The sequence below is a fragment of the Moorena sp. SIO3I8 genome (genome assembly GCF_010692325.1).
GTDB lineage: Bacteria > Cyanobacteriota > Cyanobacteriia > Cyanobacteriales > Coleofasciculaceae > Moorena.
On sequence record NZ_JAAHHW010000028.1, the window covers coordinates 1 to 21572 of the forward strand.

The window sequence follows — 21572 nt, forward strand, 5'->3', positions numbered from 1 at the left end:
GCTGCCATCAACAGATACACTGGAGCACTCCGAAAGGAGAGGATATCTAGGAGCTGGGTGAGGTGAAAGTCTCACGCCCAGTTCTGAAGGAGAGGTGCCCTGGGTAATACCAGGCATCGACTCTAACCAAGACAATCACATTTAATTGTAGTTGTAGTGAGAATTATTATGCCTATGTCTACCCTAATCAGCCTTATAAAATCTTCTTGTGCAACGGATTTTGGACAGCGCCCCTTACTGGAACAGATTCGAAGTCAGGCACTATTGTTCACGAAACAAGCCATTTTAATGTAGTTGCAGCAACAGATGACCACGTTTATGGGCAGTCAGGTTCTAAACAATTAGCCATCACAGATCCATCCAAAGCCATTGAAAATGCTGATTCTCATGAATATTTTGCAGAGAATACCCCAGGGCTTTCAATGCCAACCGATGTATCTGCTTGCTCACTTTGTTCTACTTGTGGTGGTCGTTGGCCAAATTACAGTGGGACGATAGGAAAGGTAACTCCTGCTCCCTCATCTACACCAAAGGAGCGCGGCCCGAGTTGTTCAGGACCTCTGGGATATAGAAATGATACCTATCCGTATCTCTGTTGTCAATAGTCATTAAAAATGTGTCTGAAATCAGAAATGGAAAGGAACTATGAAAAAAATAATTTCTTGTTTTTTGTCTTTGGGGCTGATTTTGGTAGTGATACTAGGGGCATTGCCAAGTAAGGCGATGGCTTCAGAGAACCAGCTATCCCAATTTCAACAATCAACTAAAGCAGTTGTTTTAGCGGAAATTCCACAACCGCCTAAAGAACCCCTGGAAGAGGATCAAGGTATAAGTGCAGCTGCAACAGTTAGTGCTTGCTCACTTTGTTTTACTTGTGGTGGTTCCTGGCCAATCTATAGTGGAACAATAGGGAAGATAGCTCCTGCCTCTTCGTTAACACCAAAGGAGCGGGGAGGAAGTTGTTCAGGTTCTCTAGAATATAGGGACGATGACCACCCGTATCTCTGCTGCCGGGCGCAATAGAGGTTGGCGTTGCTGAATCAAGGAATGAATGCGCGATCATCTGGTTTTGTTAAAGCCCCCTAAATCCCTCGCTTGGGGGGCTAGGGCGTGTTTTCAAACTATAACCACAAAAGAATGCAGGCGATCGTAATCATGGCGCTCTTAATTGGCAGCAAGTTTTTCATACCGGGTAGCGATACGACGACCTTGCTTGAGTCGATTGATAGCCCGTTCAACAACGTTGCGTTGACGATAGATTTCACGACTAAAGGGACGCATCTAGCGGTTCATTCGATAGTCGTGGAATTGTTAGACGGATACCGCGACGACGTAAGTAAGTGCGACCTTAGACGACCTGTGTAGCCTTTGTCACCGACTAATCGTACAGGGCGTAAACGTGGGCGGCCTCGCCCAGAACGCGCGAGCTGCTCCTTGTTCCATTAATTGTTCCAAAAAAATTGACTCGTTACGCTGACCTGGGCTCAGCAGAAAAGTTATCGGTTTACCTTTCCCCTCACAACGTATGTGTATTTTTGTACTAAAACCACCACGGGAACGACCTAGTTTTTCCTCTGCTGAGCCCCCTTTTTTCCACCAGCAGCATGTTGGTGGGCACGAATCACACTGCCATCGACGTAATGAACCTCCCAGTCTAGCTTTCCGAGTTTGTCTGCCTCGGCTTGTAGGCTTTCTAGGATTGGGGGCCAAATCTGGGCTTTTTGCCACCGATAAAACCGTGTTGCCACGATGCAGCCACTTTCCATAACGTTCTGGCAGGTCTCGCCACGGGGCTCCAGTTCTGAGTATCCAGAGAATGCCGTTAACTACTTGTCGGTGGTCGTGATTGGGCTTACCTGTTCGGGGTTTCACTGGTGGCAGTAGCGGTTTTAACCTCTCCCACTGTTCGTTACTCAAGTCGCCTCGGTTCATCAGTACAGCCTGCCTGGGATCACGTTTTTACTAGGATACAACAAGTTTGAAAACACGCCCTAGGGGGGCAAAACCATACCCAGAATCAGCAACGCTCCCTGCTCCCTGCTCCCTAAAAACCCAGAACTTTGTACCTAACTGAATTGCAAACCGCTGTATTGTGCCGAGGCTCATAAAACTTTGAAGCAGTTCAAGGCAATTCATCAAGATGAAGTGGCCTTAGTTTACAAGCACTTCCCCTTGTCATCAGTTCATCATCAGGCTATGGCTGCTGCTAAAGCTGCTTGGGCAGCAGGACAGCAAGGAAAATTTTGGCAGTATCGTAATGCCCTCTTTTCCCATCAAGATCAACTCGGTGAGGCGTTCTATGTTGATGTAGCCAAAAACCTAAATTTCAATCTGACAAGGTAAGATCTTATAGGAAAGGATGCTACTGCCGCAATTCAGAAAGACATTGAGATCGCAGAAACACTGGGGATTCAGGGTACACCTTTCTTCGTAATGAACAGAGAGGTCTTTGCAGGTGCTGTACCACTCTCTATTCTAGAAGGGGCATTGTAGAAAATTAATATGCAAGATTAATTAGTATCCATCTAAACTTTACATTAACAAAGGTGCCTGTTATGCGTCTTTTACCATCGCTACTGATTGTAGGAGTGATCTTAATGAGTCAATTCTTGACGAGTGCTTGTAATACTTCTAAAAATTCATTGCAATACCGACTCGACTCCCAAGAAAATTATACCATCAACCAACCAGTCAACATTGTCTTTATGCTTGAAAATTTAGATGTTCAACCCTTATGGGTTCTTACCTGGTATACGCCACTTGAGGGTTTAAAGGGTAGGATTCTTCAGGTGATATGTGATGGTGAAGAAATTCTATACGAAGGACCGATGGTCAAGCGCGGCAGACCAACCCAGGAAGACTATGTACTCATTCAGCCGGGTGAGTCTGTGTCAAAAGAAGTTGAATTATCCTCGGCTTATAATTTACCCGTGGCCGCAGTATGCCAAGTAAAATTTCGAGGGACAATTCATGATGTCGTCAGAGAAGAGAGCCAAATTTTTGGTGCAGAGGAAAACTATCAAGGGTTAGAGATACCAGGCAATATGGTCACTTTCCAGATATCTCCTCCCTGAATAATATGAATGCAAAAGGCTTGGATTAATCCTTTAGACAGGCAGGGGTGAGCGAAAAAATGCGTGGGAGGGGAGGGAACAGTTGTCGTGTCTGATACGATAACATAGTCCCCCACTAGATAGTTAACCACCCTCTACTAACCCGATGATGGATTTGAAGTCAATTCTTGATAAAATAGAACCCACACAGTACCAACTACCCCAGTGGCAAGACTTAAACCAGTTTGTCAGCAAATTCAATCTTTTCTGGCGTGAACTAGGCAATCTCATCCAACAACAATTAGTACAAGCCCAAATCGAACAAACAGAAGCCCAATACCATGGAGCGAGAACCAAACGACCAAAAAGATATTACACTCCTTTGGGAGAAATGCTCATCCAACGCAGAGTTTACCCCACAGCCAATGGTTTAGAGGTCAAAGCAGATCTCCAATTGGGACTACCAGCAGATAAATGGGGCTCTCCTAGACTGATTACCTAGACTGATTATAGTAAATGAGTAGTTTAAATGAGCTTAACCCCTTAAATAGCAAGGGATTCAATAAAATAAAAATACATTTTTATTAAAATTGCATTTTTATTTTATTGAATCCCTTATTTAGTAAGGGTTATGGCGATTATTTTCTACTAATTTATCATAGCCACCCTAGGAGAGCCATAAATGGTTACCATCAGTACTAGAACTAGCCTGTGCCCTCGGAGTTAGTAGTGAGTTCCCCAATGCTCATCAACTATTTGTTCAATGGACGGGAATAAACATTACATAAAAGACCCTAGCAAACCAAGTATAAAACACCGGGAATCTGCTACCACTACCTGAATTATAATTAGAAACACCACCTCATAAGCTCACAGAAACTACACCACATATTGACCCTAGTAAAAATAAAAATGTCCTCGATGTAGGAGTAGATGGAGTCATGAATCCCCTCAATTAAAATCAAGGCTATAAAGAAGCCAGGTAGTGGTAAAGATGTAGTGATTTGGCTAAGGTGTATTCAAGGTTTCGGGGGTTAAAATCACTACTTGTGTACCACCACCAATTATCCTTAAATTCTTATAGACTAATGAGTTTAGCTGTAATCAAGTCCCGTCGGACATTGATAACCTTAACAGTTACAGTTGCCATTGTATTGATTTCACTCAAGGCAGCAAGTGCAATACCATTGTTTGGTGCCGGTGCTTCATTTCCCCAACCCCTTTACCAGCGTTACTTTTCTCAATACCAACAAGAAACCAGCGTTAACGTAAATTACAGCACCATTGGCAGTGGTACTGGCATTGAGCAATTCATTAACGAGTCTGTTGATTTCGCCAGTAGTGATATGCCCCCAACCGATGAGGAGAAAAGTCAGATGAAACGGGGCTTGCAAATGGTGCCCACAGCCGGGGGAGCTGTGTCAGTGATTTACAATCTCCAAGGTGTAGTCTCCTCTGTCAGATTATCTCGCGATACTTTAGGGAAAATCTTTACTGGTCAAATTGGTAATTGGAAGCAAGTTAACACTTACCTGCCCAGAAGAGTAATATCAAATTCGGTTGAATAACCATACTTCCGTCGTTAGGAGAGCAGAGAACTAGCGATTTAGCACGGTCTTGGGGAGGCAGTGCCTTCAGGCGGGGGTTCCCCCCATCAACAACTGCTATAGTTTCCAGCATGAGCGACAGCATCAAGACTGCCGAGGTACACAGGATTTTTTCCCTGATCCAAAGTTCCCTTTTCCCTACTCCCTACTCCCTACTCCCTGCTCCCTAAAACCTAGGTAGAGTTAGTCCCTGGTTCAATAGGTAAACAGAATCAACCTCCCACCCTTGGACGGCATTTCAATTTGAAGGTTGTTGCCTTGCACATCCTTACCATTGAATTCGTATATAACGTCTGTGGCTCGGACGCTCCTTCTAATCACAGTAGGCTGGAAGTCAGGTAGCCAAACTCTTAGACCTTTGAGTACTTCTGGGGGTACCTGACTCTGGTCAATTTCTTCTTCAACCTGCTGAATTTCGCCAATGGCATTGACATCCACTTCAAAGCGGTTGCCCTGGGAGTTCTGACCACTCAGTCCATAGATTAGCTTGCCATCACCCCCAATCTCGATTGCTGCATCCGTGGGTGAGACACCAGCAGCAACAGTGGCCGCAGTGATAGCAGGAGCTGGCACTTCAGAGATAGAAATCTCCTGATATATCCCCCCAAAGCTTTGGGCAAATGCCTTGCCAGCTGGGAGACTAAGTGCAAGGAATGAAACCAGTGTCAAGCTAAATTTTCGCAGTAAACTCATCTCCATGTCACACCAAAAAAATGTTTCCTTTCTTGTAAAATAGCATTAAACTTGGCTTAGAGTTTTATAGTAAACTCTCTGATGAGATAAATTTGATTGCCCACTATTGATTGCCCACTTATAACGCCAGTAAAATTGGCGAAACTTTAGACTTGAAATAGTCGTCATATAAATTATATTGTTATGTAAGCTATCAGCTATCAGCTATCAGCTATCAGCTATCAGCTAATGAGGTGCTTTTGAATAAAACAAGTAAGCATTGGTTTAATCTCTGTTACATCAGCTGACGGTTCCATAGCGTGAGCTTTTAGCTGAAGGCTGACAGCTCACGGCTGACCGCTGAATGCTTACATTGTTATTGACGCGATGGACGAAGTCCCGCTTTCAGCGATCGCGTAATCTATAGGATTAAGAATACTAAAAATTGTAATACTAGAATAAATTAAGGATACATTAATGATTGGCTATCAATTTTTTTGGCAAAAGGTTTTAACAGCAACAGCGGTAACCGTTACCGTTGGCTTTGGTTCTATCAGTGGTGCGATCGCTCAATCCCTGACTGGTGCGGGAGCTACATTTCCTGAACCTCTTTATCGGCGTTACTTTAGAGAATACCAAGAACAAACAACCGATGTAAAGCTCAAATACAGTGCCATTGGCAGTGGTGGTGGGATTAGACGATTTCTGAATCAGTCCGTTGACTTCGGAGCGAGCAATGTAATTCCAACTCCTGTAGAGAGAAACTCAATGAAACGGGGTTTGTTGATGGTACCAACGGCTGGAGGATCTTTGGCTGTGGTTTATAATCTTCAAGGAATAACCACCGATGTTAAGCTATCCCGAGAAACTCTAGGTAAAATCTTCACAGGTCAAATTTCTAATTGGAAGCAAGTTAACTCCCGCCTGCCAAACCGTAAGATTCAAGTAGTTGTCCACTCAGGTAGTAGCGGTACTAGCTTTATTTTTACTAAATATTTGAATGAAATTACTAATGGCAGAATCCGAGCCAGTAGAAAACCTAATTGGGGCTTTAAGGTCTTCTCTAGTGTTCCGGGAAATGGACCAGTAGCTAGCGAAGTTAAGCGAATTGACGGTGCCATTGGCTATGTACCAGCGAGTTATGCTAAACAGCTTAACCTACCAATGGCCAGGCTGGAAAACCAAGCTGGTCGCTACGTCAAGCCTACGGTTGATCAAGCGAATAAAGCCCTAGACAATGTGCAGTTCAATGATGACTTCACCATCGAAAATATAGATGACCCAGAAGAGGGATATCCAATTGTAGGTATAACTTGGCTGTTTGTCTACGAAAAGTATCCTAAAGCAGAACTAGCCCAAGGGGTTAAAGACCTGATAAATTGGATTCTGACTGACGGTCAAGACTTGAACGAAGATCTACAGTACACTCGGATACCGGAAGATGTTGCTAACCGAGCCATCGAAGCTGTGAATAACAACATCAGGGTTGTTCCATAGAAGGACAAAAGTCAACAGAAGGCAAAAGGAATAAATTTCTTTTGCTATCCGTGTATCGCTGTTATTGGTGTGGTATTGCCTTCGAGCTTTTACCCTTTATTTTTCTTGTGTGAGGAGAATTGTGAAAAAATTTTGCGGTGCATTACCACTGACACCGATAGTACTTGGTGTCCATTTGGTAACCATTACCCCCGCCATGGCTGAGAGCAAACTAGAAACCTTGACAGCAGATTGGTCAGATGTTAACCCCAACCAGAAATATCTAGCGCGAGAGTACTTAAAAACTCCCCCAAAAACTCCTCAGTTAACCGACCAATTCCACCATGAACTGGAGTTTAAGACCACTACCTCTATTCCCCATTCTGGGATATCGACAGCTAGCTTGACTAGTCTAGAGTCACCGCCAGACCTAGAGGTGGCAGACACTGTGAGTAATCCCTTTATGGGTCAGGTAGCACCGATTTCCAAACTATTAGACATCCCATCTACTCAGACTAACTCCAATAGTCTAGATAATAGTTTAGATAATAGTCCAGATAATAGTTTAGATATATCCCAAAACTTAGGTGTGACAGATCCGTTGAGTAATGGACCAATGGAGCGGGTAACACCAGTTTATGAACTGTCTGATGTCCAACCTACGGATTGGGCTTACGAAGCACTACAGTCTTTGTTGAAGCGCTATAGATGCCTGACTGGTTACGAGGATGACACCTATCGCGGTAACCGCGCCCTGACTCGCTACGAGTTTGCGTTTGGCTTGAATTTTTGCCTAAATCGGGTGAATGCCATGATTATTGGGAAAACAGCCAACTTGGTAACGGAAGCTGATTTAGCAGCAATGCAAAGGCTACAAGAAGAGTTCAGTGATGAATTGGCTACTGTACAGGCTCGGGTCGATAACTTGGAAGGGCGGGTTACTTTCCTCGAAGACCATCAGTTTTCTACTACTACTATCTTGCGTGGGAGTGTAGATATTGCTCTAGCTACTGGCTTTGGGGGGAAAAAAGCAGTTCCTTCTGGTCAAAGCCCAACAGAAGATTTTGATGATACTAATACTCTGTTGGGAGGCCGGGCAACTCTCAACTTTGACACCAGTTTCACTGGTCGAGACCTTTTGCGCACTAGACTTCGGCCAGGGAATACCAGTAACTTTAGCACTGGTTTCACCGGCACAGCCATGACAAAGTTTGGTTTTGCCACTAATACCGGCAATGATGTTAAATTAAACCAGCTGTTCTATCGGTTTCCCCTAGGTAATAAAGGTCTGGTATCTATAACAGCAGCAGGTCAGGGAGCAAGTGCTTTGATTCCCACCCTCAATCCAGTATTTACCATTTCCAGTTTTGGATTCAATAATTACATCTACGACTTGGGTTTTGGCGCTGGTGCTGCAATATACTATCAATTCAATGACGTGATTGCTACTGGAGCAGCCTATTACACTGGTTCTGCCTCTAATTCAGACTTTGGACTGTTCAATGGTGCCTTTGGTGCTTTGGCTCAGGTGACCCTCACTCCCTCTGATCGTTTTGGTATGGCCTTGACCTATGTCCGGTACTACTCTCCTGAAACAGCCAACACTGCATCGTTTCTCGGTAGCGAATTCGCTCAATCTCCCTTTGGCTCAAATACAGCCACCTCATCAAATAGCTTGGGTGTATCGACTAGCTATCGATTTAGCGATCGCTTTACCCTAGGGGGTTGGGTTGGTTATAGCAATGCGATCGCAGAATCCTCACCCCGTAACAATGATTTCGATGGATCAACCGGATCAAAAGCAGATATTTGGAGCTGGGCAATTACCGCCGCTTTCCCAGACATCGGAAAACTAGGCAGCCAGTTGAATCTAATTGTTGGCATGCCTCCGAGACTAGCTAGTAATGATGTTGCTGGTCGTCGCGATCGCGATGTATCATACCATCTCGAACTGTCTTATCGCTACCCACTCACTGATAGAATCTTTATCACTCCTGGTGTTTTGGTGATTATCGATCCAGAACACAATGATGAAAATGATACCATTGGGGTTGGACTGCTGCGAACCCAGTTTAATTTCTAGTGGGATGGTTCAAAATATTCAACCGAAAACCCTCACTCCCAACCCAGATTTTTCCCAACCCTTTCCCGACCACACCCAATTACCAGAGTCGGATGGCACCTTTGTGTTCGCGGAGCGTGCCGTAGGCAAAAACTTTCAAGAGCATCCCCAAACTCTGCTCCTAACCGATTCAATTGCTTCAGTACTGCAACAGCTTCACCCTGATGGTCAGTACATCATTGGTCAAGATTGCGGCATCTACTGGCGAGAAACCGACCCCCCAGAGACAGGAGCCGAAGCTCCTGATTGGTTCTATATTCCGGATGTTTCCCCCAAGCTTGATGGTCAGATTCGTCGCTCCTACGTCCTTCGTAGGGAATACATTCCACCCCTGATTGCTATCGAACTGGCAAGCAGGGATGGGAGTGAGGAACGGGACAAAACATCACTGGCTCAGCTAGCAACTGTTACCCCTCAGACCAAGGATAAGAAAAAGGGTCAGCGTCCTGGTAAATTCTGGGTCTACGAGCGAGTAATGAGGATTCCCTACTACGCCATATTTGTGATCAAGGACAATGAACTAGAAGTCTACAATCTCGTAAATGGATTTTATCAGAAGATGTCACCGAACGAACGGGGTCATTATCCGATTGCTCCGTTAAAAGTAGAACTGGGAAAATGGTCAGGAAGCTACCAGAATCAAACCCAAATCTGGCTGCGATGGTGGGATAGTGAAGGTAATCTATTGCTGACAGGACAAGAACGAGCTGAAAAGGCGGAAGCTGAAGTGGCACGTCTGAGAGCGCTATTACAAGAACGGGGAATTGATCCGGATACGGTTTTGTAGGCCATAAATTTATTGAATCGGGGCGTTTGCCTGGCCTTGCAGCAATAGTAATTTATTTTATAAAAAAAGCCTAATTGATCACAGCGTTTTTCATAGCTATCGGGTACACAGCATTTTTTACTTCTTACCTGCTCCCTAAAATCCAATAATTTGTATCTCAGCCAATTTAAAACTGCTGTAACTGCAACATCTCTTCAGATTTAGACTAGCAAAGAGTTAGTCTATGTAGTCTTGCTAAAAAATGTTTCAATCAAGTATTTTCTGTCAAGTTATACTATAATTTTAAACACTGTTGACTAGTCAACAGTAACAGTTTTTACTCTGGTTTCTGTATTGAGGACTCAGCACTAAGTACCTGGACAAAAATAAACCTAACTGTATTAATTTGTGTAAAGTTGCCAAAAGTCCCTCTGCTCCCTGCTCCCTGCTCCCTGCTCCCTATTTAAAGAGTTAATTTTAGTTTTGTCCGACTACTTATTTTCAACCGAAGTATTTTTGACAAACGATTTAGGATTGCGATCGCATCAGGTTCACAGAACAGATATACTAGTCTAGGGGAAAGACGTTCGTATCGGCGGTTAACACCGCGCTCTTAGTGCGTTTTTCTTTCCCAGTGATTAGATACCAGGCTTCCAAACGTGACGGTAGATCTGTTGTGAGCAGCATAACCAAGACCGAAACAGTATCCCCAACTGCAACCAATAGTGTGGATTGGGAGCCCCCGATGCCACCAACCGATTTAATCTTTGATGATGGAGAACCTTTGGAGAGTGACCGCCACCGCATAGCCATGAACGCCCTGATCCGTTCACTGCGCGTTGCTTTAGCTGACCGAGACGATTACTTTGTTGGGGGCAATATGTTTGTTTACTTCAGTAGTGAACAAGCACGAAACCGGGACTTTCGCGGGCCAGATTTCTTTGTAGTCTTGAATGTAGACGGTAGTCGAGAACGCCTGGGTTGGGTAGTATGGGAAGAACAGGGTCGCTACCCAGATGTAATAATCGAGCTGATGTCCCCCTCCACAAAGCAAGTTGACACAGGTAAAAAGAAGAGCATCTACTGCCAGACCTTCCGAACTCCAAATTATTTTGTCTACCAACCCTTTGACCCAGATTCATTGCAAGGATGGTATTTAGATATAGACAATGGCTACCAGGAGCTAACCCCAAATGAACAAGGGTGGCTATGGTGTCAGCCCTTAGGCTTGTGGTTAGGAGCATGGTCTGGAACCATTGAGGAAACCTCAGCAGTATGGCTGCGCTTTTATGACCGGGATGGGAATCTAGTTCCCTTACCAGAAGAAGCAGCTGAGCAACGAGCTGAAGTAGCTGAGCAACGAGCTGAAGTAGCTGAGCAACAAGCTGAAGTAGCTGAGCAACGAGCTGAGCAATTAGCAGAGAGACTGCGACAGGCAGGGATTGACCCAGATGAAATTTAAGGTGAATGGTCATAAAAATAATAAAAAGTGTGGAGCTTACTGATTAACTGTTAGAACCTAGGAGTTTTCCCCAATGACCTTTTCCCCAATGACCTTTTCCCCAATAACCAATTTCTAATGAATAATATTAATTCAAACCCCAAAATTCGTATTGAACATCTGATTAAAATTTATGGCGAAAAACCCCAAGCTGCCCTCAAACTGTTTCGCCAAGGTGGGAGTAGGGATTCTATCTTAGAAAAAACCGGTCAAGTCTTAGGTATTGCTGATGTTTCTCTGACAGTCAATCAAGGAGAATTGTTTGTGGTCATGGGGTTATCCGGTTCCGGAAAATCTACCCTAGCTCGCTGTATTAACCGCTTAATTAATCCGACCAGCGGCAATATCTATATCGATGATGAAGACATTGCCCATGTTGATGAGAAGCGGATGCGAGAGATTCGCCAGAGCAAGGTATCAATGGTGTTTCAGCGATTTGGATTATTTCCCCACAAAACAGTTGCAGAAAATGTCGGGTATGGTCTAAAGGTCCGGGGGATAGATCAAGCCAAACGCCGCAAAAAAGCCTTGGAAACCTTAGAAGTGGTAGGTTTATCCCAATGGGCAGATTATTTACCTTCATCCCTCAGTGGTGGCATGCGTCAACGGGTAGGTTTAGCCCGGGCTTTAGCCACAGATGCCGAGATTTTACTTATGGATGAGGCATTCAGCGCCCTCGACCCTCTGATTCGGCGGGACATGCAGGATGAATTACTGCGACTCCAGACAGAACTGCACAAAACCATTGTATTTATCAGCCATGATATTCAAGAAGCCCTGAAGATGGGCGATCACATAGCAGTGATGAAAGACGGTTATATCGTCCAAACTGGCACACCAGAAGAACTGGTTAACCAACCAGCTGACGACTACATCCGTGCATTCATCCAAGATGTTAACCGCGCCCAAGTCCTAAAAACTGGGTCAATAGCTCGTCAAACCCCTGCCTTAGTTCTTAAAGAAAACTCTGCTAAGGCTGGACTGGAAAAGATGATAGACCATCACCTCCAACAAATGTATGTTGTCGATGAACACAGCAAACCAGTTGGAATTGTCAAGAAACAATGGCTCGAAGCAGTCCTCCAAAAAGGAAGCGAAGACATTACTGAAGTGATGGAAACGGACTTCCCCACAGTCAACGCTTTAACCCACCTAGAAGATATATTTCACCTCTACCGAGATGGACTTCCTGTTGCTGTAGTCGATACTGACGGTACATTCAAAGGAATGGTGGAACAGTCTGATCTGATCGCTAGTATTGGCAAACCTCAAAAGCTTGTCCAAGACAACAGCTGATAGCACCTCAAGTAGCATCTCAAGTAGCGCTTTAGCTGATAGCTGATAGCTGATAGCTGATAGCTGATAGCTGATAGCTGATAGCTGATAGCTGAATGCTTACAAAGAAAATATCTAGATAAATCGACAATCTATACTATAAGAAGGTTCCTCGGAATAGTATTGTGTTCAATTCTTTAATTCTATCCCTTAATAATATCGCAACAAGCCAAGTCGGTCTAGATATTATCTTGAATCCCTTTGAGCTTTATACCTTACCCCTGGACGAGTGGATTACCGCAGTAGTTAATTTCCTAGTTGACAACTTCCGTCCCTTCTTTCAAGCAATTAGCTTGCCCATTACCTGGACTCTGGAAGGGATACAATCGCTTTTCCTATCGATTCCTCCCCTAATTTTCCTGATTATTATGGGCTTGATAGTATGGCAAATTGCTGGGGGTAAAATTGCTATTTATAGCCTTATTGCCTTGACCTTGATTGGCTTTTTTGGAGCTTGGGAACAAGCCATGACTACCCTGGCGCTAGTGGTGACAGCTGTAGTCTTTTGCGTGGTGATTGGCATTTCCCTTGGCATTGCCTGTGCTAGTAGCGATCGCGTGGAGAAATTCCTGCGACCTCTGCTTGATGCCATGCAAACCCTGCCGTCATTCGTCTATCTTGTCCCAGTAGTAATGCTATTTGGCATTGGTGCAGTGCCAGGAGTAATCGCTACTCTAGTCTTTGCTGTTCCCCCCTTGATTCGCCTGACCAACCTAGGTATCCGACAAGTATCTACAGAAGTTGTCGAAGCTGCGATCGCATTTGGCTCAACCCCAATACAAATGCTTTGGGAAGTGCAAATTCCCCTAGCAATGCCAACTATCCTAGCTGGAGTCAACCAAGCCATATTATTAGCACTATCGATGTCGGTGGTGACTTCTATGATTGGTGTCGGGGGACTGGGACAGATGGTCTTACAAGGTCTCGGTCGGGTGAATGTCGGACTAGCTGCTGTGGGAGGATTAAGCATCGTGCTGATTGCGGTGATGCTCGACCGGATCACTCAAGTGGTGAGTCAAGGCAACAACCAAATCCCTTGGCTAGAGCGAGGACCGATTGGTTTTGTGCGTTTGAGGTTAACCAGTAAACCACGGACTGGGACTACTGTTGCTGTAACGGTTTTAGTGGCATTGCTTGTGGGTTTCATCAGCTGGCAACAAATTCCCCAAGCTACAACCGAATTAACTGCATCAGAAATAGCCCTACCTGGGAAAGGGGTGAAGGTACGCTCTACCTATGGTTATCTAGCCGATTCACAATTCATGACACACATCGTTAACACGGCTCTGGAAAAGCTCGGTTACGAGATTGAAAAACCCAAACAACTCCAACCAACCACCAGCCACATCGCTTTGGGTAATAACGACCTCGATTTTACCGCTAGCCACTGGGAAAAGTTACACACAGAATTCTTTGAAAAAAATGGTGGCGAAAAGAAATTAGAGCGAGTTGGAGTTATTGTTTCTGATCTGTTGCAAGGGTATCAGATTGATAAAAAAACTGCTGAAAAATACAATATCACCAATTTGGAACAACTCAAAAACCCTAAAATTGCCAAACTCTTTGACTCCGATGGAGATGGTAAGGCAAATTTAGCCGGTTGTATTCCCGGTTGGGGATGTGAGTTAGTTATTGAGCATCACTTAGATGCTTATGGGCTCAGGGATACTGTCGAACACGACCAAGGAGAATATAGCGTCCTAATTGCGAATAGCATTGCTCGCTACAAACAAGGAAAACCCGTCTTATACTACACTTGGACTCCCCTGTGGCTGGCTACGGTATTAAAACCAGGTGAGGATGTGGTTTGGCTAGAAGTTGCCCAAACCAATCTACCAGAAGCCCAGAAAGGGTTGACAGAAAAACATACTTCAATCGATGGTAAAAATCTCGGATTTGCGGTGGATCGGGTTCGCTTTGTGGCCAACAAAAAATTTATAGCAGCCAACCCAGCCGCCAGAAAATTGTTTGAGCGATTTAAGATGTCGATTGAGGATATTAATGCTGAAAGCCTACGGGCCGAAAAGGGGGAAAATAGCCCAGCAGATATCCGTCGCCATAGCCAAGAATGGATTAAAAAGAATCAAAAGTTGTTTGATAGCTGGGTTGAAGAAGCTAGAAACGTTGGAGAAACTTCTGGAATTTGAGGTTTCCTATAATTTACGAGAACATGAATATTGTCAAACTTGAATAATTGGTCATTGGTAAAGGGTAATTGGTATTTGTGATTAATCCCGAGTTATAGCAGAAGTCAGAAGTCAGAAGTCAGAAGTCAGAAGTCAAACTCTTGCGCTTACTTAGGTTTGAGACTTTTGTCATGTCCGCGCCTGCCCTGGGGACTGCTATACCAGAGACTCACCTATAGGTAACATGCCCTCGAATCATCCGTTGCGCGATCGTAAGCATTAAGCCGTTGGCTGATAGCTGATAGCTGATAGCTTACGCGCGATCTTTCCAATATCACAACTTATCACAGATTGCCATATTCCAAAATTGTCCGGATTAACCTGATCTACCCAGTAAAAATAAAGTGGTAGATGCACCCTGGTGAAGTCCTAGAGCTAAACTCTGGGGCTTTTTTTTATTTAGATACCGTATCCCACTGCTGATTATCGGCTGGAACAACATCTGGCAAAGACCGACCCATCCAATACAGCCACCCTAAACCAGCAACTCCCAATGCGATCGCAACCAAACTGACCACTTGAGCAATGCGTAATGGACCGAGCATCAGACTATCCATCCGCAATCCCTCAATCCAGAAGCGACCAGTACTATAGGCGACCATATAAACTAGAGCCATCGTCCCTACCTTCAGATGGGGTTTGCGGCGTAAATCCCGAAAGAACAGAGTCATCAGTAACCCAAAGACCAATAAGTTCCACACAGACTCATACAGAAAGGTGGGATGGAAATAGTCAAAATTCTGAAACCCTGGGGGACGCTGTAGTGGTGGAATATACAATTTCCAAGGCAAATCTGTGGGAGCCCCAAAGGCTTCGGAATTAAAGAAATTACCCCAACGTCCGATTGCTTGACCTAATATCAGGGAAGGAACTACTAGATCAACTAACAGCCAGACAGAAAGTTTATTAAGGCGGGCAAAAATTGTTGCAGCTAAGATACCACCCAAGATAGCGCCATGAATGGCAATGCCACCATTCCAAATCGCAATAATTTGGTCTGGACGCTGGGCGTATTGTTCCCACTGAAACAAGACATAGTAAAGTCTGGCACCAGGAATCGCAGAAATCACCAGCCAGATAGCTAAGTCGCCCAACAAATCTGGGTTAACGTTACGACCCTTGGCTAGGTATTGGGACAGGCTAACTCCAATTAACACTGCTGAGGCAATCAATAGTCCGTACCAGCGGATTGTTAGGGGTCCGAGTTCAACGATTATTGGCCCAGGAGAACTAAATTGGAACCCTAGGGTTAGAGCAGAGATTGCTTGCAGCATTGATTTATCCATAGGCAGCAAACCACAAGTTTCATTGTAGTCTCCTACAGCATCGGTTAAGTCATCAGAAAACTAGGTCAATTGATAATGGGGTGATGAGAGGATGGGATGATGGGGTGTAATGGTAATAGAAATATCTTGATCAAGTGCTTGGTCGAGGTATCGCACTTTGTCAGCCATGCAAAGCGCGAGTGGGGGAAACCCCCCTCAGGCCACTGCATCGCTTGTCAACTTCTATTACTTGACCAGGTCTCTAGCATTCTCTAATCTGGAGTGCAATGGTGCGAAGCAAAAGCTTGGATCAGCTTCTCCCATAACTGCTCAGCACCTAGTAAAAGCCTTGGTAATTTCCGGCAAAACTCGGAAATTTACCTAACTAGGTTGCAGACCAAGGATTAATTTCCTACGTTGTTTTGGTCATGATACCTGGGAGTGAACTCCAGCTCCCAGCTCTATCGTCAACCATTAAGGTGAAGGCAAAATGTGTGGTTGACACGACAAGCCATTACAACATGGTCGTTCGCGTAGCGGGACGAAGTCCGGAAAACATTACCGATTTGAGACGCACTAAAAATGCAGAATTATGTATTAGTTATTGACACAGACAAACAACCATTAAACCCCATATCCCCCAAGAAAGCGCGTCGATTGTTAGATAAAGGAAAAGCTGCGGTTTTTAGGATGTATCCATTCACGATTATCCTCAAGGCTGCAATCGCCAATCCGACTATCTCCCCTTGTCAAATCAAAATAGATCCAGGCAGTAAGGTGACTGGGTTTGCTCTAGTCCAGGACGACCAAGTTATTTGGGGAATGGAGCTAGAACACAGAGGAGGATTGATAAAGAAAAAACTAGAATCTAGAAGTGGCGTTAGGGGTGGGAGGCGTAATCGCAATACCCGTTACAGGAAGCCAAGATTTCTTAATCGTAAGCGTCCAGAGGGTTGGATTCCTCCCAGTCTAGAACACAGGGTTTTGACTATTGAAACCTGGGTAAGACGACTAACTAAGTTTTGTCCAGTCAATGAGATTTGGATTGAAATAGTCAAGTTTGACACTCAAAAAATGCAGGATCCTGAAATCAATGGGGTGGAATACCAACAAGGTGAACTAGCCGGGTATGAGGTGAGGGAATATTTACTTGAGAAGTGGGGGAGGGAGTGCGCCTATTGTGGCAAGCAAAATATTCCCCTACAGATTGAGCACATTCACCCAAAATCCAAAGGAGGCAGTGATTCGGCAAAGCCGACGCTACGCGAACGGGTCAGCAATCTTTGTCTAGCTTGTGAAAAATGTAATCAACGAAAAGGCAATAGACCTATTGAAGAATTCCTAAAAAAGAAACCAGGCTTGCTACAAAAAATCAAAAACAAGGCGCTTTCGCCATTGAGAGATGCAGCAGCGGTCAATACAACTCGGAACAAAGTAGTAAAGGTACTCAACGAAATAAAACCTGTGGTTACTGGCACGGGTGCTCAGACCAAATACAACCGGACTAAGTTGGGACTACCCAAGCAGCATTGGATTGATGCAGCTTGTGTTGGAGACGTTGAAGCTTTGGTGTTGAGAACCTATCAACCGCTAGTAGTTACCTGCAAAGGACAGGGAGGCAGGCAAAAAGCTGCGCTCAATAAATATGGCTACCCCATTAGACATAACCCATTGAAACCCATCAAAGGTTGGAAAGCGTGGTGATATAGCTAAAAACCTTTTGACGGGGGAGTTTGGGAGGGTTAATCCCAGAAGCAAAAGCAACTCCTTTAATTACACGGTTCCCGGAAAAAAGGCGATAAGCTTGCACGTCAAGAATTTACTCAGAGTTCACAGAAAGGATGGTTATACTTATGGGTTTTGCCGATAAATACCAAGAATTATCTGGAAATAGTCCTCCTATTACATACAGACAGTATAAGGCGAACAACCAAATCACCTTCAACCCAAGATGAATTCCGAACAACTAGAATTAACTATAGGCTGGCTTTACCCTACCCTAATGAGTACCTACGGCGATCGCGGTAATGTGATCTGCTTACAACAACGAACCCAGTGGCGAGGCATTAGAGTCAATCTAATCCCCCTGGATCAGCAAACCCCTGCTGAGCAATTCTATCAAGTGGATATCTTCATGGGTGGTGGTGCTCAAGATAGACAGCAAGAAATTGTTATGCGAGACTTACAAGGTAGCAAAGCCAATGCCCTACAAGAAAAAATTGAAGGAGGTACACCGGGGGTATTTACCTGTGGCTCACCTCAATTGCTAGGTCACTACTATGAACCTGCTCTAGGTAAGCGGATTCAGGGATTAGGGTTGCTGGATTTGGTCAGCAAGCATCCTGGCGTAGATGCTCGCCGTTGCATTGGTAATGTGGTATTTGAGATTACTGCATCACCCCTAGCCCAAGACTTAAAGGCTATGCTCGGGAAAACTCCAGTAGTGATTGGTTTTGAAAATCACGGTGGTCGTACCTATTTAGGTAATGTCGAACCCCTAGCTCAAGTGGTAAAAGGATATGGTAACAATGGGGAAGATGGCACAGAAGGGGCATTTTATCGAAATGCGATCGCAACCTACTCCCACGGTCCGCTGTTACCGAAAAACCCCTTTATTGCTGATTGGCTGATCCAAACTGCCCTCAAGCAAAAGTATCATATACCAGTGTCATTAGAACCACTGGATGATACCTTAGCAACCAAGGCACGGATAGCGATGTTTAAACGTCTTGCTCTGACTAACCTGAGTTAACTAAGACTACTAGCAAGAAGCCGTGACTATTACGGGTAATGGGTAATCGGGATTGGTAGAAATGTCCACTAATTACTAATAATCCACAGTCCCGACTTTAGTGGATAGCCCCTTAATGGCTCGTAAACGAATAAACTACTAAGTATACCCCCTCCCAAGCAGTTGAGCGAGGGATAAGGTGCGGTTAAAACCGCGCTTTGTCGTAGTTCCTCCGCGCTTTAAAAAGACGCGGTTTCCCTACCCCGTGAAGTCAGATGACTGGAAAAGTAATCGATAGCAGTGCCACTGGAATTCTCATTCTGATCATCCCCTTCGCATTGGTGATGGTTCTGTTGCTAAAGGCATGGCCGATCGTACTGGCAATGCTAATCTTGATTATCATCATCAGGCTTTGGCAGCAATATCAATGGCAGAAGTGGACTCGGAAAGTTAATCCCTTCTTCAATCAACTGATTAAAGATAACCAAGGTTGTCTGACACCCATTGACTTGTCGATCAAGGCAGATATTTCTGGAACTGCAGCGAAACAGTATTTAGAGAAAAAGGCACAGGAGTTTGGAGCTCAGAGTCGAACCTATGATGACATTGGCACTGTTTATTACTTTCTGACTGCTAGCGCTCTCGGTAGTATCTTTGATGAGAGTGAACCATCCTTCGAGCCTGAAAGTGAATCCTCCTTCGAGCCTGAGAGTGAATCCAACACCAGTCAACCAACCCCGTCTTTAGAACTACAGGTCCAAAAAGATGAGTTCTCTACCAGTGAAATCCCAAAATTGGTAGAAACTCCACGATCACAAGAATCTGTTGCCTCAAAACTAGCTGCCTTTACTGCTGATGCTTCAGGTGATCAAAAAAACTCGGTCAAAAAGAAGCAGGATAAGAAAGTTTATCAACCTCTGATCCAAGCCGAATTAGCGAAGCGACTGAATGTTCATTCCAGCACAGTTGGTAAACGTAAATCTGATGCCGACTTTTCACAATGGAGTCAAAGTAAAGATCCAGACGGAATTGCCTGGGAATATTCATCACAGAGAAAGGAGTTCTTGCCAATTGTGAACAATTAGGAAAATCTCGATCGTGAATAAATTTTAATTAGTCATTATTAATAATTAGCAATTTGTTCTTTGTCATATCTACCCAATCACCAATGACTAATCAGCCAGCTTCCCAGAATGATAAGTATTCAAAGGTGAATTATATCATACTAGCAATGATATGATAATACCTAAGGTTAGAAGAAGCTGGAAACTAGGAAATGGAATGAGCAAGTTCTGCCTGGGTTGGGGAATTAAACCTGTCCAGAGCATCCCATTTATTCAACACTTGGGATTTGAGTTGTTCAAATTTTATCTTTAGTATGCGTCTGCTGACTATGGGTTGAGCTATAGGTTGTGAGGTTTGACCAGTATTAGCCGACTCTTGTAACATGTGGCATTGTTGGGGTGTAAGCGTTACGGTCATTACCTGGTTACAGCGTTGTGGTTCTTCAGTGGAAAACAACAGTAGTCGATAGAAGCCTTTATCTGCTAAGCAACGAGTAATGGTCTGAACTTTCGAGGTTTTCAAGTCTAGATAGCAAGGGAGTAACCGAGAGTCCTGTGCTGTAGACTCAAGCACAGTAACCCATAGTAGCATAGGATGAGGCGAATTGATGAAGACAAATTGACTGTGGGGCTTGCTGAATAGATAATACTGAATTTCCTGTGGGGATAACATCAAGCATAATGTGGCAAAATTTCCCAAGCTGCTTGGTAAAATTGCTGGAAATACAATTTTGCTAATTGGTTTATCCAGGGGCCAGGGTTGCTGTAGACACACTTGTAACATTTTAACTCCTGATTATCTATTTATAGTGTAATAAACCTATGAATAGCATCATTAAAAACTCCCTAAGCTAAAAGCAGAATCAATGAAATATTTCTGGCTAACCGTTGATGCTGTTAATTGGTTAAACTTGACATTCCATAATTTTTCAGGTAAACTTTCCACACTCCCTAAGGATGATAGTGATAAACTATTCAAGGGGTAAGTAGATTCTTGAGCGACTACTTCCTTAACGCCATCCTTATAATTCTGGAAAAACTTATTATTCATAAGGGTTGCAGAGATAAAATTTTCAGTCATTGGGGGAATCCCATTGACAAACATCAGGCAGGTAGTGACAGCAGCTGCTTCGATAAAGGTTCTCCAATAACGATGGTTCATAAGTAGAGTTAAGTTGATTGAGATATAGAAATAAGCCTTAGTATGACACCAAGTCAGTAATCAATGAAGGTCGTTATCATACCGTTAGTCATGGTTCACAGTCCTCTTCACCGAACGCCTAAAGTGTACGAAAAATTACTGAACTGAATTGATGCTATAGTTTCAGGATGAAGTTTGGATGTTTGCGATTGCGTTTTTGTTGTGTTTGAGTTGATGTATACCAATGACTCACCAGAAATGGGAGAGGGTGAAAAGGAAAAAGGCTTGCAGGCAACATGGATATCCTCTTGCCTCACGTTTAACGTCATCTTTTGTCCGAGAACAATCAACGGTCGGACCCTTGAGAGTGGGATAGAAGAAAATATAGCAATCCGATTTGAGTTGTCAAACACCAGAAAAGGGGCAGAGGAACCTCAGACCGGAAGTGGAGGAACAGAAGTAAGAATCTCACCATAGGTTCTTTTTCACAAATGATTGAGGATTTCTATATACTTCTCACCCCATCACCCCATCACCCCATCACCCCATCACCCCATCACCCCATCACCCCCTCTGATCAAAAATTTCCCATTGTGATCCGTTCCTTGTGGCTCTTGACCTATTTTTCGGGAAATCTATAGATGAGTGTCGAA

21 protein-coding genes and 3 pseudogenes are annotated in these 21572 nt (G+C 44.2%); 19 read left to right on the top strand and 5 right to left on the bottom strand.

Annotated elements, in window-relative coordinates; all coding sequences use genetic code 11:
• Nucleotides 1–131: 131 nt before the first annotated feature.
• Together F6K51_RS38430 and F6K51_RS13455 are read left to right on the top strand one after the other, a co-directional pair.
• Nucleotides 132–605 (top strand): annotated as a pseudogene (locus F6K51_RS38430) (M35 family metallo-endopeptidase); the annotation flags it as partial.
• Nucleotides 606–645: 40 nt separating this feature from the next.
• Nucleotides 646–1023 carry a hypothetical protein gene (locus F6K51_RS13455; protein WP_293020971.1) on the top strand — a complete coding sequence of 126 codons (378 nt, stop codon included), beginning with the start codon at nucleotides 646–648 and terminating at the stop codon, nucleotides 1021–1023.
• 98 nt (nucleotides 1024–1121) lie between these two features.
• Here F6K51_RS13455 and F6K51_RS13460 read toward each other — a convergent pair.
• A pseudogene (locus F6K51_RS13460) lies at nucleotides 1122–1932 on the bottom strand (IS5 family transposase).
• Between the two features lie 153 nt (nucleotides 1933–2085).
• Between F6K51_RS13460 and F6K51_RS13465 the strand changes: the two are divergent.
• The 7 genes and pseudogenes from F6K51_RS13465 to F6K51_RS13490 all read left to right on the top strand — a co-directional run bounded on the left by F6K51_RS13465 (nucleotide 2086) and on the right by F6K51_RS13490 (nucleotide 4841).
• Complete coding sequence (locus tag F6K51_RS13465; RefSeq protein ID WP_293021070.1) at nucleotides 2086–2343, top strand: thioredoxin domain-containing protein; 258 nt, start codon at nucleotides 2086–2088, stop codon at nucleotides 2341–2343.
• Nucleotides 2344–2349: 6 nt separating this feature from the next.
• The gene (locus tag F6K51_RS38435) at nucleotides 2350–2493 is read left to right on the top strand and encodes a DsbA family protein (RefSeq protein ID WP_365939960.1); all 144 of its coding nucleotides are present in this window, start codon (nucleotides 2350–2352) and stop codon (nucleotides 2491–2493) included.
• Between the two features lie 104 nt (nucleotides 2494–2597).
• On the top strand, nucleotides 2598–3074 hold the full coding sequence (locus F6K51_RS13470; protein WP_293020972.1) for a hypothetical protein: 477 nt from the start codon (nucleotides 2598–2600) through the stop codon (nucleotides 3072–3074).
• Nucleotides 3075–3219: 145 nt separating this feature from the next.
• Entirely contained in the window at nucleotides 3220–3555 is a 336-nt protein-coding gene (locus F6K51_RS13475) for a hypothetical protein (RefSeq protein WP_293020974.1), read from the top strand.
• 178 nt (nucleotides 3556–3733) lie between these two features.
• Nucleotides 3734–4009: pseudogene (locus F6K51_RS13480) on the top strand (ISKra4 family transposase); the annotation flags it as partial.
• 132 nt (nucleotides 4010–4141) lie between these two features.
• Complete coding sequence (locus tag F6K51_RS13485) at nucleotides 4142–4621, top strand: substrate-binding domain-containing protein (RefSeq protein ID WP_293020976.1); 480 nt, start codon at nucleotides 4142–4144, stop codon at nucleotides 4619–4621.
• A gap of 49 nt (nucleotides 4622–4670) precedes the next feature.
• Nucleotides 4671–4841 (top strand): hypothetical protein, encoded by a 171-nt coding sequence (locus tag F6K51_RS13490; RefSeq protein WP_293020977.1) that lies wholly within the window; start codon nucleotides 4671–4673, stop codon nucleotides 4839–4841.
• 14 nt (nucleotides 4842–4855) lie between these two features.
• On the opposite strand, the gene F6K51_RS13495 is transcribed toward F6K51_RS13490, so the two are convergent.
• Nucleotides 4856–5329 (bottom strand): hypothetical protein, encoded by a 474-nt coding sequence (locus tag F6K51_RS13495; protein ID WP_293020979.1) that lies wholly within the window; start codon nucleotides 5327–5329, stop codon nucleotides 4856–4858.
• A gap of 480 nt (nucleotides 5330–5809) precedes the next feature.
• Between F6K51_RS13495 and pstS the strand changes: the two genes are divergently transcribed.
• The 6 genes from pstS (at nucleotide 5810) to proX (ending at nucleotide 14679) form a co-directional block, all read left to right on the top strand.
• Nucleotides 5810–6829 (top strand): phosphate ABC transporter substrate-binding protein PstS, encoded by a 1020-nt coding sequence (pstS, locus tag F6K51_RS13500; RefSeq protein ID WP_293020981.1) that lies wholly within the window; start codon nucleotides 5810–5812, stop codon nucleotides 6827–6829.
• 121 nt (nucleotides 6830–6950) lie between these two features.
• Nucleotides 6951–8891 carry an iron uptake porin gene (locus tag F6K51_RS13505; RefSeq protein WP_293020983.1) on the top strand — a complete coding sequence of 647 codons (1941 nt, stop codon included), beginning with the start codon at nucleotides 6951–6953 and terminating at the stop codon, nucleotides 8889–8891.
• A gap of 4 nt (nucleotides 8892–8895) precedes the next feature.
• Nucleotides 8896–9717, top strand: coding sequence for a Uma2 family endonuclease (locus tag F6K51_RS13510; RefSeq protein ID WP_293020985.1), 822 nt, complete (start codon nucleotides 8896–8898; stop codon nucleotides 9715–9717).
• 724 nt (nucleotides 9718–10441) lie between these two features.
• A complete protein-coding gene (locus tag F6K51_RS13515; protein WP_293021072.1) occupies nucleotides 10442–11158 on the top strand; it encodes a Uma2 family endonuclease in 717 nt (238 codons plus the stop codon).
• 117 nt (nucleotides 11159–11275) lie between these two features.
• Complete coding sequence (locus F6K51_RS13520; RefSeq protein ID WP_293020986.1) at nucleotides 11276–12493, top strand: glycine betaine/L-proline ABC transporter ATP-binding protein; 1218 nt, start codon at nucleotides 11276–11278, stop codon at nucleotides 12491–12493.
• Between the two features lie 164 nt (nucleotides 12494–12657).
• Entirely contained in the window at nucleotides 12658–14679 is a 2022-nt protein-coding gene (gene proX / locus F6K51_RS13525) for a glycine betaine/L-proline ABC transporter substrate-binding protein ProX (RefSeq protein WP_293020988.1), read from the top strand.
• A 434-nt stretch (nucleotides 14680–15113) separates the two neighbouring features.
• Here proX and lgt read toward each other — a convergent pair whose 3' ends face one another.
• The gene (lgt, locus tag F6K51_RS13530) at nucleotides 15114–15992 is read right to left on the bottom strand and encodes a prolipoprotein diacylglyceryl transferase (protein ID WP_293021074.1); all 879 of its coding nucleotides are present in this window, start codon (nucleotides 15990–15992) and stop codon (nucleotides 15114–15116) included.
• Between the two features lie 573 nt (nucleotides 15993–16565).
• On the opposite strand from lgt, the gene iscB reads away from it, so the two are divergent.
• From iscB to F6K51_RS13545, 3 genes are all read left to right on the top strand, one after another.
• On the top strand, nucleotides 16566–17687 hold the full coding sequence (iscB, locus tag F6K51_RS13535) for an RNA-guided endonuclease IscB (protein ID WP_293020990.1): 1122 nt from the start codon (nucleotides 16566–16568) through the stop codon (nucleotides 17685–17687).
• A gap of 247 nt (nucleotides 17688–17934) precedes the next feature.
• The gene (locus tag F6K51_RS13540) at nucleotides 17935–18735 is read left to right on the top strand and encodes a type 1 glutamine amidotransferase (RefSeq protein ID WP_293020992.1); all 801 of its coding nucleotides are present in this window, start codon (nucleotides 17935–17937) and stop codon (nucleotides 18733–18735) included.
• Nucleotides 18736–18989: 254 nt separating this feature from the next.
• Complete coding sequence (locus F6K51_RS13545; protein ID WP_293020993.1) at nucleotides 18990–19799, top strand: hypothetical protein; 810 nt, start codon at nucleotides 18990–18992, stop codon at nucleotides 19797–19799.
• 184 nt (nucleotides 19800–19983) lie between these two features.
• Here the strand turns inward: F6K51_RS13545 and F6K51_RS13550 are convergent, their stop codons facing one another.
• Both F6K51_RS13550 and F6K51_RS13555 read right to left on the bottom strand, forming a co-directional pair.
• Nucleotides 19984–20562 carry a hypothetical protein gene (locus F6K51_RS13550; protein ID WP_293020994.1) on the bottom strand — a complete coding sequence of 193 codons (579 nt, stop codon included), beginning with the start codon at nucleotides 20560–20562 and terminating at the stop codon, nucleotides 19984–19986.
• A 51-nt stretch (nucleotides 20563–20613) separates the two neighbouring features.
• Complete coding sequence (locus tag F6K51_RS13555) at nucleotides 20614–20940, bottom strand: hypothetical protein (protein WP_293020995.1); 327 nt, start codon at nucleotides 20938–20940, stop codon at nucleotides 20614–20616.
• A 174-nt stretch (nucleotides 20941–21114) separates the two neighbouring features.
• Here F6K51_RS13555 and F6K51_RS13560 point away from each other — a divergent pair, with 174 nt between their 5' ends.
• The gene (locus F6K51_RS13560; RefSeq protein ID WP_293020997.1) at nucleotides 21115–21396 is read left to right on the top strand and encodes a hypothetical protein; all 282 of its coding nucleotides are present in this window, start codon (nucleotides 21115–21117) and stop codon (nucleotides 21394–21396) included.
• Nucleotides 21397–21572 lie beyond the last annotated feature (176 nt).